At 71.6% G+C, this 12,747-nt stretch carries 9 protein-coding genes; 3 read left to right on the forward strand and 6 right to left on the reverse strand.

Annotated elements, in window-relative coordinates; translation table 11 throughout:
- Positions 1 to 122 precede the first annotated feature (122 nt).
- The 3 genes from ACYVO6_RS42775 to ACYVO6_RS42785 are packed head-to-tail and all read left to right on the forward strand — an operon-like array spanning position 123 to position 3,378.
- Positions 123 to 1,538 (forward strand): glycosyltransferase family 4 protein, encoded by a 1,416-nt coding sequence (locus ACYVO6_RS42775; protein WP_461071204.1) that lies wholly within the window; start codon positions 123 to 125, stop codon positions 1,536 to 1,538.
- Complete coding sequence (locus ACYVO6_RS42780; RefSeq protein ID WP_461071206.1) at positions 1,532 to 2,311, forward strand: class I SAM-dependent methyltransferase; 780 nt, start codon at positions 1,532 to 1,534, stop codon at positions 2,309 to 2,311. Before ACYVO6_RS42775 ends, ACYVO6_RS42780 begins: the two co-directional genes overlap by 7 nt.
- Positions 2,308 to 3,378, forward strand: coding sequence for a prenyltransferase/squalene oxidase repeat-containing protein (locus tag ACYVO6_RS42785; RefSeq protein ID WP_461071208.1), 1,071 nt, complete (start codon positions 2,308 to 2,310; stop codon positions 3,376 to 3,378). The genes ACYVO6_RS42780 and ACYVO6_RS42785 overlap by 4 nt, the downstream gene beginning before the upstream one ends.
- Before the next feature lie 27 nt (positions 3,379 to 3,405).
- Here the strand turns inward: ACYVO6_RS42785 and ACYVO6_RS42790 are convergent, their stop codons facing one another.
- The 6 genes from ACYVO6_RS42790 to ACYVO6_RS42815 form a co-directional block, all read right to left on the reverse strand.
- On the reverse strand, positions 3,406 to 3,696 hold the full coding sequence (locus tag ACYVO6_RS42790) for a hypothetical protein (protein ID WP_461071210.1): 291 nt from the start codon (positions 3,694 to 3,696) through the stop codon (positions 3,406 to 3,408).
- Between the two features lie 68 nt (positions 3,697 to 3,764).
- Complete coding sequence (locus ACYVO6_RS42795; protein ID WP_461071212.1) at positions 3,765 to 4,784, reverse strand: LLM class F420-dependent oxidoreductase; 1,020 nt, start codon at positions 4,782 to 4,784, stop codon at positions 3,765 to 3,767.
- Between the two features lie 112 nt (positions 4,785 to 4,896).
- Positions 4,897 to 5,769 (reverse strand): hypothetical protein, encoded by an 873-nt coding sequence (locus tag ACYVO6_RS42800; RefSeq protein WP_461071214.1) that lies wholly within the window; start codon positions 5,767 to 5,769, stop codon positions 4,897 to 4,899.
- 158 nt (positions 5,770 to 5,927) lie between these two features.
- A complete protein-coding gene (locus tag ACYVO6_RS42805) occupies positions 5,928 to 6,908 on the reverse strand; it encodes an N-acetylmuramoyl-L-alanine amidase (protein ID WP_461071216.1) in 981 nt (326 codons plus the stop codon).
- Positions 6,909 to 7,057: 149 nt separating this feature from the next.
- Positions 7,058 to 11,797 (reverse strand): cation-translocating P-type ATPase, encoded by a 4,740-nt coding sequence (locus ACYVO6_RS42810; RefSeq protein ID WP_461071218.1) that lies wholly within the window; start codon positions 11,795 to 11,797, stop codon positions 7,058 to 7,060.
- 117 nt (positions 11,798 to 11,914) lie between these two features.
- A complete protein-coding gene (locus ACYVO6_RS42815) occupies positions 11,915 to 12,565 on the reverse strand; it encodes a class I SAM-dependent methyltransferase (RefSeq protein WP_461071220.1) in 651 nt (216 codons plus the stop codon).
- Positions 12,566 to 12,747: the final 182 nt, after the last annotated feature.

The raw sequence follows: 12,747 nt of genomic DNA on the forward strand, positions 1-12,747 counted from the left end.
GCTCACAGGAGGACTACCTCCCGGTAGATTCAGTGCTCCCTGAACGATCAACTCTGAAACTTGTTCTAGATTACCGTCCCGAAGTAATCTCGCGGGAAACTGCTGGAAGAAGGGGGCCCGGAGTGACCGCTGAGGCCATGGAGGCGGGTCCCGAGGAGGGCTCGGCCGCCGACGGCGACCGACCGTTGCGCATCGCGCTCCTCACCTACAAAGGGAACCCGTTCTGCGGCGGCCAGGGCGTCTACGTACGGCACCTCTCGCGCGAACTCGCCCGCCTCGGTCACCGGATCGAGGTCATCGGAGCCCAGCCGTACCCCGTACTCGACGTGGACGTGCTCGACGCAGGTGAGGGCCCGGGCAGGCTCTCTCTCACCGAGCTGCCCAGCCTCGACCTGTACCGCCCCGAGGACCCCTTTCGCACCCCGAAACCCGGCGAGTTCCGCGACTGGATCGACGCCCTCGAAGTCGGCACGATGTGGACCGGCGGCTTCCCCGAGCCGCTGACCTTCTCGCTGCGCGCCCGGCGCCATCTCCGCGCCCGCCGCGGCGAGTTCGACGTCGTGCACGACAACCAGGCCCTCGGTTACGGCCTGTTGGGCGACATCGGCGCGCCGCTCGTCACGACGATCCACCACCCCATCACCGTGGACCGCCAGTTGGAGCTGGACGCGGCGAACGGCTGGCGCGAGCGGGCCTCCAAGCGCCGCTGGTACGCCTTCACGCGCATGCAGAAGCGCGTCGCCCGCCGCCTCCCGTCTGTCCTCACCGTCTCCGGTACGTCGCGCCAGGAGATCGTCGACCAGCTCGGCGTACGCGACGAACGTATCCACGTCGTGCACATCGGCGCCGACACCGACCTCTTCTCGCCGGATCCGTCCGTGCCGCAGGTGCCGGGGCGGATCGTCACGACATCCAGCGCGGACGTGCCGCTGAAGGGGCTCGTCTTCCTCGTCGAGGCGCTCGCGAAGGTGCGCACCGAGCACCCCGCCGCCCACCTCGTCGTCGTCGGCAAGCGCGCCGAGGACGGGCCGGTCGCGCAGGCCATCGAGCGGTACGGGCTCGAAGGCGCCGTCGAGTTCGTGAAGGGGATCTCGGACGAGGAACTGGTCGACCTCGTACGGTCCGCCGAGGTCGCCTGCGTGCCCTCCCTGTACGAGGGCTTCTCGCTGCCCGCCGCGGAGGCGATGGCGACGGGGACGCCGCTCGTGGCCACGACCGGCGGAGCCATCCCGGAGGTCACCGGACCCGATGGCGAGACCTGTCTGGCCGTCCCGCCGGGTGATTCCGGGGCGCTGGCCGCCGCCCTGAGCAGGCTTCTCTCAGACCCCTCGCTGCGTGCGCGGCTCGGATCCGCAGGGCGTGCGCGGGTCCTTGAGCGGTTCACCTGGACGCGGGCGGCCGAGGGGACGGTGGCGCGGTATCGCGAGGCGATCGCCGATGCCGGGGGAGCCCCTCGGCCCGCCGTTGTACGGGCTGTTGAAGCCGAAGCTGTCGAAGAAGTAGTCGTAACCGATCGCGAAAGCAGGGCCACGTGCTGACCGTCGACTTCTCCCGGTTCCCGCTCGCCCCGGGCGACCGCGTACTGGACCTCGGGTGCGGAGCCGGCCGGCACGCCTTCGAGTGCTACCGGCGCGGAGCACACGTCGTGGCGCTGGACCAGAACGGCGAGGAGATCCGCGAGGTCGCCACCTGGTTCGCCGCGATGAAGGAGGCGGGGGAGGCGCCGGAGGGCGCGAGCGCCGTCGCCATGGAGGGCGACGCGCTTCAACTCCCGTTTCCCGACGAGTCGTTCGACGTCGTGATCATCTCCGAGGTCATGGAGCACATACCCGACGACAAGGGCGTACTCGCGGAGATGGTGCGCGTACTGAAGCCGGGCGGGCGGATCGCCGTCACGGTCCCGCGCTACGGGCCCGAGAAGGTGTGCTGGGCGCTGTCCGACGCGTATCACGAGGTCGAGGGCGGCCACATCCGCATCTACAAGGCCGACCAACTGCTCGGCAGGATGCGCGAGGCGGGGCTGAAGCCGTACGGCACGCATCACGCCCACGCGCTGCACAGCCCCTACTGGTGGCTGAAGTGCGCGTTCGGCGTCGACAACGACAAGGCGCTGCCGGTGCGGGCGTATCACAAGCTTCTGGTCTGGGACATCATGAAGAAGCCGCTCGCCACGCGGGTCGCCGAGCAGGCGCTGAACCCGCTGATCGGCAAGAGCTTCGTGGCGTACGCGACCAAGCCGCATCTGCCCGGCAGCCTGGTTGACGCCGCCTCAGCCGCCCCCTCAGCCGACGCCTCGGTGGACGCTTCGTGACGACGCCCCGTACAGAACACCTCGTCCTGACCGGGGTGCTCACCGCGGAGCAGGCCGCCCAGACGGTGCGGGGCCTCCTCGCCGTGCAGCGCGCGGACGGCGCCATACCGTGGTTCCGCGGGCACCACCTCGACCCGTGGGACCACACCGAGGCCGCCATGGCGCTGGACGCGGCGGGCGAGCACGAGGCCGCCGAGCGGGCGTACGACTGGCTGGCCCGGCATCAGAACGAGGACGGCTCCTGGTACGCGGCGTATGCCGACGGGGACGCCGCCGACGTCACCGACCGCGGCCGGGAGACCAACTTCTGCGCGTACGTCGCCGTCGGCGTCTGGCACCACTATCTGGCGACCGGCGACGACACCTTCCTGGACCGGATGTGGCCCACCGTCTACTCGGCCATGGAGTTCGTGCTGCGGCTCCAACTGCCGGGCGGGCAGATCGGCTGGCGGTGCGAGGACGACGGGACCGGGGCCGACGAGGCGCTGCTGACCGGGAGTTCGTCCGTCCACCACGCCCTGCGCTGCGCGCTCGCGATCGCCGAGGAGCGGGAAGAGGCGCAGCCGGACTGGGAGTTGGCGGTGGGGGCGCTGCGGCATGCGATACGGCGGCATCCGGAGCGGTTCCTCGACAAGAGCCGTTACTCCATGGACTGGTACTACCCCGTGCTGGGCGGAGCGCTCATCGGGGCCGAGGCGAAGGAACGTATCGAGCGGGACTGGGATCGCTTTGTGGTGCCAGAAGTCGGCGTACGGTGCGTCGTCCCCAACCCGTGGGTGACGGGCGGCGAGTCCGCCGAACTCGCCCTGGCGCTCTGGGCCGTGGGCGAGTCCGATCGTGCCCTGGAGATCCTCCAGTCCATCCAGCACCTGCGCGACCCGAAGACCGGCCTGTACTGGACGGGCTACGTCTTCGAGGACGCGGCGGTCTGGCCCGAGGAGCTGACGGCCTGGACGGCGGGCTCGCTGCTGCTCGCCGTGGCCGCGCTGGGCGGGGACGAGGCGACGTGTGCGGTGTTCAGCGGGGAGCGGCTGCCGCGGGGGCTGGACGCCGACTGCTGTTCGTAACGCCTTGCGCGTAGCGCCTCAGTGGTTTCAGTGGTGGCGGTACATGCGGTTGGCGATCACGTGACCCACGAAGAGGTATACGACCGCTGCCAGGCCGTAGCCGGCGACGACTCGGGCCCAGCCCTCGTCGAACGTGAACAGGTCATGGGACCAGCCGGCGAGCCAGCGGGCCGCGTCCTGGATGAACTGCACGAAGTCGTTCGCCCGGTTCGCGTCCAGCAGGTACATCAGGATCCACAGTCCGAGGATCAACGCCATGATGTCGGCGACGATCGCGATGACCCTGCCTGCCTGGTTGGTGCGATATCGAGGGGACATGTCCCCCGAGTAGCCCTTGAATCCGGGATGAAACCGCCTGAGGTCTCATCATTTGAAATCCCGTCACCTCACGCCGAGGTCTCGTTGAGCTCCGCCAGGACCTGGAGGGTGTGGCGGTCGGGGGACAGGAGCAGCAGGTCCGTTACCGGTCCTTTCCTCCACAACTCCAGACGTTCCGCGATGCGTTCGCGGGGGCCGACCAGGGAGATCTCGTCCGCGAAGGCGTCCGGTACCGCGAGGACGGCCTCCTCGCGGCGGCCTTCCAGGAACAGGCGCTGGATCCGTCGCGCCTCCTCCTCGTATCCCATGCGTGCCATGAGGTCGGCGTGGAAGTTGTGTTTTGCGTGGCCCATGCCGCCGATGTAGAAGCCGAGCATCGTCTTTACGGGGAGGAGGCCTTCCGATACGTCGTCGCAGACCCTGGCCTGGGCCATGGGGGCGATGAGGAAGTTCTCCTGTACGTCGGTCAGGGACGCCTCGTATACGTCGGGGCGCAGGGGAGACCAGTACAACGGGAGCCAGCCGTCCGCGATCCGGGTCGTCTGCGCGATGTTCTTCGGGCCCTCCGCGCCCAGGAGGACGGGGAGGTCGGGGCGCAGGGGGTGGGTGATGGGCTTGAGGGGTTTGCCCAGGCCTGTGGCGTCCGGGCCTTGGTAGGGGTGGGTGTGGAAGCGGCCGTTCAGCTCGACGGGGGCCTCGCGGCGCAGGACTTGGCGTACGACATCGACGTACTCCCGCGTCGCCGTGAGCGGTGACTTCGGGAACGGGCGGCCGTACCAGCCCTCCACGACCTGTGGGCCCGAAAGGCCGAGGCCGAGCATCATGCGGCCGCCCGAGAGATGGTCGAGGGTCAGCGCGTGCATGGCGGTCGTGGTGGGGGAGCGGGCGGCCATCTGCGCCACGGCCGTGCCCAGTTTGATACGGGACGTCTGCGCCGCGATCCACGTCAGCGGGGTGAAGACGTCGGAGCCCCAGGACTCGGCGGTCCACACGGAGTCGTAGCCGAGGCGTTCCGCCTCCTGCGCCAGTGGGATGTGGTCCGCGTTGGGGCCGCGCCCCCAGTAGCCGAGTGCGAGACCGAGTCGCATGACTGCCCCTTCCTGACGATCCGTCAGCCAAGACGGTGACTGTACGACAACGGCCCCCCGCTCGGAAGAACGAGGGGCCGTGGGCCGTGAGTCGTGCGCGGAAGCGGGCTGGTCAGCCGCGCTGGATTCCGCTCGTGTCCTGCAGTACGCCACGACGGCCGTCCTGCGTCTGGGCCACCAGGCCGGGGCCGCGCTGCTCGACGGCCAAGTACCAGGTACCGGGCGCCAGTTCGGCGATCGGCGTCGGCGAACCGTCCTCCCCGTACAGCGGACGCGGCACCGGCACCGCGAACCAGAACGGCGAGAAGTCCGCGGCGGGCGGCTGCTGTTGCTGTGCCTGCGGGGCCTGGGCCTGCTGCGGCTGTGCCTGCTGGGGCTGCTGATGACCGGGCTGCGCGCCGAACGGCTGCCCCTGCTGCGGCTGACCTGGCTGGCCGCCGAACGGCTGGCCCGGCTGCTGCTGGGCGCCCGGGTAGCCGTAACCACCCTGCGGCTGGGCGCCGTAGGGCTGGGGGGCGGCGGGCTTCGGGGCCGGGAGGAGGGGGCCCTTCAGCGCGGGCACCAGCGGAGCTGCGATCGCGGCGGCGGCGAGGACGAGGGTGGCGATCAGGCTGAGGATGAGGCCGGTGCCGGCGCTGATGGTGCTGAGTCCACCGTCATTGTCGAGGCCACCGATCGGGTCGAAGATGTTCCCGAGTGCACTCCATGCGGCGAACACCGTGAAGGCGATGCCGAACTGGCCGAGATCGAGACCGGCGACCTTGGGCACCTGCGGCAGGCCGTGGGCGACGACGATCAGCGCGGCGCCGATGATTCCGGCCAGGGTGACGCTCATGAGAAGCGGGCCACTGCCCCAGGCGCTCGGAATGTCGGCGCTGTCGCTGGCCCCGTCGACGGAATAGATCTCGAGGAACGAGGCGATGAACAGCAGTACGGCTGCTCCGATCACCACGCCGTCGCCTCGAGTGAGGGAGCGGATATTCACTTCAGGTCCTTCGTCAGTCGTCTCGTCATCGGTGGAGGCGTCGCTGTCACCATGTCGCCGTATGGCCGCGGTGTGAAGCGCGGGAGTGGCCCCTCATCGTAGGGATGACACTATCGTCCGCTCGTGAAGGGTGGGTGGCCGGATCCGTTCGCAGGTCATTACCCCCGCAGGAAACTCACGATTCCCGCAGAGATTCCATGCGCCGCCTTCTGCCTCCACGCGCCGCTGGTCAGCAGCGCCGCGTCCTTGCTGTCGCGCATGTTGCCGCACTCGACGAACACCTTGGGAACCGTTGACAGATTGAGACCGCCGAGATCCGTGCGTACGTCGAGTCCGGTGCCGTCGCCGATGTAGTTGGAGGGCGCGCTGCCGGTGGCGCTGACGAAATTGCCTGCGATGCGTTCGCCGAGTTCGCGGGACGGGGCGACGATCGGGCGGGTGTCGGCGTCGCCTTCGTTCACGGCGCCCGGCAGGATCACGTGGAAGCCGCGGTTTCCGGCGCCCGAGCCGTCGGCGTGGATGGAGACCACGGCGTCCGCCTTCGCCTTGTTGCCGATGCGGGCGCGCTCGTCGATGCACGGGCCCCAGGCGCGGTCGCCGTCCTGCGTGAACTTCACCGTGGCTCCCTGCTTCTCGAGCAGCGTGCGCACGCGGTGCGAGAGGTCGAGGGTGAACCGGGCTTCCGTATAGCCGTCGTTCGTGGACGTGCCCGTCGTATCGCACTCCTTGGAGTTCGTGCCGATGTCGACCTGGCGGTTGATCTCGGCCGTGTGCCGGAAGTTGCCCGGGTTGTGACCCGGGTCGATCACGACGACCTTGCCCTTGAGAGGGCCGGAGGCAGCCGAGGAGCCGGAGGGGGAGGCGGACTTGCCGGGCTCCTTGGCGTCGGCGTCGTCCGTCCCGGGGGTGGGGGGAGAGGAGGGCGTGTCCGATGCGGGCGTATCCGGCGAAGGTGGCGACGGCGACGACTGCGCCACCGATCCGTCCGAGCCGCCCCCGCCCGAGTCCCCCACCGCCTGCCATACCAGCCACCCCACCAACGCGCCCGGTACGAGCGCGGCGACGGCGACGGTCAGGGGTCCGCGCCGGGAACGGCGCGGCGGGCGGGGGGGATCGAAGTCCGGACCTACGTACGACACGGCAGCCACCTTACGGGGCTGTCACCTTACGGGGCTGCCACCGCCGTCCGCAGCGCTCCCGGGACTGAGCCGAGAGGGCCGGCGAGGGCTCCGGAGGCCCGGCCGACCGCCCGGGTCACGAGGGGCGAGCCGAACGTGAGGCCCTGTCGTCAAACTCCCGTCGTCCGCCCGAAGGGCGGGCCCTGCGGCGTCAGGTGCGTGCTCTCGGCGTGCCGGGCGGAAGCCCTCGTACTGGACGTACTTGGGCTTTCGCCCGGTGCGGCGAGAGTGCGTGCATGGCGTCGCAGGGCAGACGGGAGTTTGACGACAGGGCCTAGCAGCATGGCCGCGGTGATCGCGCCGAGTGCGATGGACCAGGCGAACGGGCCCAGCGGGGTGCAGCCGAAGAACTGGCTGACGCCCGGCGTCTGGATGATGCCGGCCAGGACCGCCGCCGAGCCCAGACTGGCGGCGACGACGTGCCGGTCCAGGCCGCCGGTGGCGAGGGTCTGCGCCAGTTGCGTACCGACGACTGCGGCGAGCGACACCGTGGCGGCGCGCCGCCCCCGGCCCGTCAACCGTGCCGCGCCCCAGGCCAGCGTGGCCCCGGTGGCGGTGATGACGCCGCGGAGCAGCATCTCGTTGGTCAGCGCGGTGCCGAGGGAGCGGCGCGGGCCCTCCTCCAGGAGCCGTTCGCCGGTCTGGCCGGTCGGCTCGCGTACGGCGATGGCCAGCGAGGGCGCCAGGTCGGTCAGCAGGTTCACCAGCATGATCTGGCGGGCGTTGAGCGGCGTACTGCCGGTGAGCGCCGAGATGAGCACGCTGAAGGTGACCTCGCCCAGATTGCCGCCGATGAGAATGCCGAGCGCGGTCCGCACCGACGCCCACATGGCCCGGCCCTCCATCAGCGCCGACACGATCGTCTCCAGGCGGTCGTCGCCGACCACCAGGTCCGCGGCGGCGGTCGCGGCCGGGGTGCCGCGGCGGCCCAGGGCGATGCCGATGTCCGCGAGGCGGATGGCCGGTGCGTCGTTGGCGCCGTCCCCGGTCATCGCCACGACCCGGCCGATGCGCTGGTACGCCTGGACGATACGGACCTTGTGGTGCGGGCTGCAGCGGGCGATGACGTCCACGGTCGGCAGCAGCTCGTCGAGCCCGGCGTCGTCGAGTTCGTCCAGGTCGGCGCCGGTGCAGACCTTGGGCTCCGTGATGTCGCTGATCGTGGAGGCGATGGCGTCGGCGGTGGCCGGGTGGTCGCCGGTGAGCATCACGGTCTGTACGCCCGCCTCCCGCAGTCGCGCCGTCGCGGGCGCCGCGCCCGCCCGTACCGGGTCGGCCAGCGTGAGGAACCCCAGGAACACCAGGTCACGCACGCTGTCGTCGGTGAGGTCCTCGTCCGCGCCCATCCGGCGCTCGGCCACCGCCAGCACCCGGCGTCCGGCCCCGGCGAGCCGTTCCGCCTCGTCGGTCAGCCGGGTGCGCGCCTCGTCGTCGAGGGGGGTGGCGGTGGCCTGTCCTGTCTGTCGTCCGTCGCCGGGCTCGGGCTTTCTGCGCCGGGAACAGCGTTCCAGTACGTTCTCGGGGGCGCCCTTCACGCTGAGCAGCAGGCCGTGCGTGGTCTGGCCGGACGTCGCGTGGTACGCCCGGGACGGCTCGAAGGGCAGCGTGTCCAGGCGTCGCCAGCGGGCGGCGCCCTGCCGTGCGGTGACCCTGGCGGTGCGCGCGCCCTCGGTCACGGCCCGGTCGGTCTGGTGCGCCATGGGCTCCGCCTGCCGGGCGGGCGGGGTGGCGCGCAGGCCGGCGGCCAGCACCTCCTTGCGGGAGGTGTCCAGGCGGTCGAGGGGGAGGGCGCCGGGGCCGGCCGTGTCGCCGCGTTTGTCGTCCGGGCCCGCGGCGCCGCCGTCGCTGACGCCCCATAGTTGGAGCTTGCCCTCCGTGAGCGTGCCGGTCTTGTCGAAGCACAGGACGTCGGCGCGGCCCAGTGCCTCGATGGTGCGTGGGTTGCGTACCAGCGCGCCGACGTCGGCCAGGCGCCGGGCGGCGGCCAGTTGGGCGGCGTTGACCAGGAAGGGCAGCCCTTCGGGGACGGAGGCGACGGCCAGGTTGACCGCGGAGGCGAGGTTGTCGGCCAGCGGGCGCCCGTGCAGCAGCCCGGAGGCGGCCACCGCGCCGGCCGAGCCGATCGCGATGGGCAGGCTGGTATGGGTGAGGGAGGCGAGCCGGGCCTCCACGCCGGTTTCCGGCGCGGCCTGCCGTGCGGTGGCGAGGCTGCGCCCCACCTCGGTGTTCGACCCGGTGGCCACCACAATGGCCACGGCCCGCCCCGCCGAGACGGTGGTGCCCTCGTAGACCATCGAGCGGCGGCCGGTGATGTCCGTGGCGACCACCGGGGCCGGGGCCTTGCCGACGGCGAGCGATTCGCCGGTCAGCGACGACTCGTCGACCTCCAGCCCCTCGGCCTCGAGCAGCCGGCAGTCCGCGGGTACGACGTCCTCGGGCCGCAGCAGGATGATGTCGCCCGCCACCAGTTCGCCTGCCGTGACCAGCCGCTCGCGGCCCGCCCGCCGTACGCGTGCGCCGATGGCCGAGCGGGCGAAGAGCTCGGCGAGCGCCCGCTCCGTACGTACGCGCTGGAAGCCGCCGATGAGCGCCGAGCTGCCGGTGATGGCGGCCACGAGCGTGGCGTCGGTACGCGAGCCGACGGCGGCGGCGAGGGCGGCGCCACCGGCCAGTACGGGGGTCAAGGGGTTGGCCAGTTCCTCGATGAAGGCCGAGGGGAGGGTCAGCCGGGGCGGTTCGGTCCCGCCGCTGCCGTTCGTCCCCGGGCCGACGCGTGCGGACGCCTCCTCGGAGGTCAGCCCTTCGGCGGTCGTACGCAGCCGCCGAAGGACCCGGTCGGTGGGCATCAGGTGCCAGGGCACGCTGGTCACGGGCGGGGCGAGGGGGCGGGCGAGCAACTGCCGGGCCCGCCAGTTGCCCAGGCAGAACGCCAGACTTCCGGCGGTGTTGCCGGTCGCCATCGCCCGCGCGGTTGCCTGCGGGCGCGGGGCCCGCAGCGCGGCGACCGCGCCGACACCGCTGCCCGTGGCGGCGAGTACGGCACTGTCCCGGTCGACCCGCGCCGCCACGCCCACGGCGTCCACGATCAGCCCCGCTGCTTCGAGGTCGGCGCCGACGATCAAGTGGGCGCCCCAGGCCGGGGGTTCGCCCTCACCGTGTACACCGACGCCGCAGTCCGCCGCGCCCAGCGCCCGGCGGTCGCCGGAGACGAGCAGGATCACCGCGCCGTCCGCCTGCAGGCCGCGTACCGAGGCGACGAGGCGGTCGCCCGCCGGTACCACCGCGTCGGCGAACGTGAACGCCGGGCGCTGGGCGCGGTCGGTGGCCAGTACCACCCGGGCCCCGGCACGGCGGGCCGCCGCCGCGACGGCCTCGGAGCCGGGGGCCGTCTGCCTGGCCAGGCCTGCCACGGCCTGGAGGCGGCGGCCCTTCGCCAGGCCGAGTGTGCGCTCGCTGCCGCGGTGGCGGAGGCGCGCTTCGGCCTCCCGGCCGGTGGGGTCTGTAGGGCCCGGGGAGTCTGTGGGGCCCGTCGGGTCCAACTCCAGCTCGGAGAGCGGTCCCAGGACCCAGATTTCGTTGGTGTCGGTGTCGTCGGCGTTGTGGTCGCTGCGGTTGTCGTCGGTGTCGGTGTCGGTGTCGCGTACGGTCCGTAGCGGTGCGTCCGCGTCGAAGAGGGTGAAGAGTCGTTCGGCGGTGCCTTCGGGGTCGGCGCCGTTGAGGAGTTCCAGGTCCACGGGTTCGTAGCGGTCGCCGCGCAGTGCGTCCTCGTCCAGGACCACGGTGTCCACTTGGCCGAGCCGCCGCAGTGCACCCCGGTCCATGGTCACCACGCCGCGCAGCGCCAGGGCCCGGCCGAGGTGACTGGCGAAGCCCTCCCGGCCGGCCTCCGGGGCCTTCGGTACGGCGGAGAGGGCGACGGCGAGGGCCCGGCGGGGGCCGGTGAAGGGCATCGTGAGGGCACCGGCGGTCAGGCCCGCCGCCATGGCGCGCTCGGCGTACCGGTCCATCGTGTCCTTGGGCGTCGGCCCGGCCCGTTCGAGCACCGGGGGCTCGGCCGCGGCGTCGTCGGGCCCGCGTACGAGCCGGGGTTCCGCCTCTTCCCAGGCGTCACCCTCCGCGGTGGCCTCCCGCCACTGGGCTATGCGTTCCAGTACGTCCAAGGCGATGCCTCCGCCGCGCGTGGCGACCCCCTGGGCCAGGGCGTTGACCACCGGCAGGAACGACTCCGCCTGCTCCGTACTGCTGATGGCGCTGACCAGATGCCGTAGCCGCGGGTGGTACTTGAGGGCACCGGCGAGGGCGGCCACCTCGGGCGGCAGCCGGAGCCACGGTGCCAGCTGGCGCATGGCGGACAGTGCGAGTCCCACCGTGTCGGCGGCCAGTGCGGGCACGGTCGGGCGGGTCCTGGCTCCCTCGGACGGATGGTGCGGCTCGGGGATCCACTCGTCGAACTCGTCGGCCCCTGCCCCGACTTCGCCCTCCGCGCGATCGACGAGTGCGACCAGCTCGTGTTCGGGTGGGGGCGGTGCGTCCACGGCCACGATGACGCGCTCGGACGGTGCGTTCACGCGCGCCCACCGCACTGCCGGGTGCGCTTCGAGCGTCCGCTCCACATGGCGGGCAAGGCGGGTTCCGTCCGGGCCGTGGGCTCCGTGCACTTTGATGTAGCAGCGTCCGGAGTGCCACCACGTGTCCCGCCGTGGTAGGCCCATGCCCATGAGTCGGCTCGCCACCTCGGCGGTTCCCCGTACGCCGGCTGCGATGCCGTATGTCACACCGGATGCCACGCCGGACGCCACGGGCCTGAGGAGAGAAGGGGGTCGTGAGAGCAGACCTGGCAGCAGCGACATGCGGCAGAGGCCTCCCGTCCGTCGGCGTGAGGTGATTCGGGGCGAGTAGCCGATTACGAACGGTTCAACCGTCGGGGCAGGGAGCAGGAGGCAGGGAGCGGTATGGAGGGGTGCGGTTCAGATTCCAGAGCCTGTCCGTCGGAGGACACGTAGCGAGTCGGTGGCCGAGAGCTCGGTGAACGCGCCGGAGGCGAGGGCTCGCTGGTACATGCGGTACGGGGCCTGTCCGGTGAACTCGTCCTCCGGGTCGGGGAAAACGTCGTGGATCAGGAGGAGGCCGCCCTCGGCGAGGTGCGGGGCCCAGCCCTCGTAGTCGGCGGTCGCGTGCTCGTCGGTGTGGCCGCCGTCGATGAAGACGAGGCCGAGGGGTGTTCGCCAGAAGGCCGCGATCTGGGGAGAGCGGCCGACCATCGCGACCACGTGGTCCTCCAGGCCTGCCTTGTGGAGGGTGCGGCGGAAGGTGGGGAGCGTGTCCATTCGGCCGAGCTCCGGGTCGACCGTCGTCGGGTCGTGGTACTCCCAGCCGGGCTGCTGCTCCTCGCTGCCGCGGTGGTGATCGACGGTGATCGCGGTGACGCCGGTCTCGCGGGCGGCGGCTGCGAGCAGGATTGTGGAGCGTCCGCAGTACGTGCCGACTTCCAGGAGGGGGAGGGCGAGTGTGCCCGCTTCTGCTGCGGCGGCGTACAGGGCGAGGCCCTCGCGGGTGGGCATGAAGCCCTTGGCCTCCTCGAAAGCGGTGAGGATTTCGGGCTTGGGGGCCGCGGGCATGGGGGTCCTCCTGGTTGTGCGTGGTTGGTCTGGGGTGAGGTGGGTTCTTGTGGGCCCTGGCTACCTGGTTGCCGTGGGGACCGCCCGCTTCTTTGTCAGTGTCGTGGTTCCGCGGCCCGAGTAAAGGGCGCTTCGCGTCGGCTGCCGCCGATCGGCCTCCGGCCGACCCTTGACTCGGGCCG

This window comes from Streptomyces pseudoechinosporeus, from assembly GCF_054783935.1.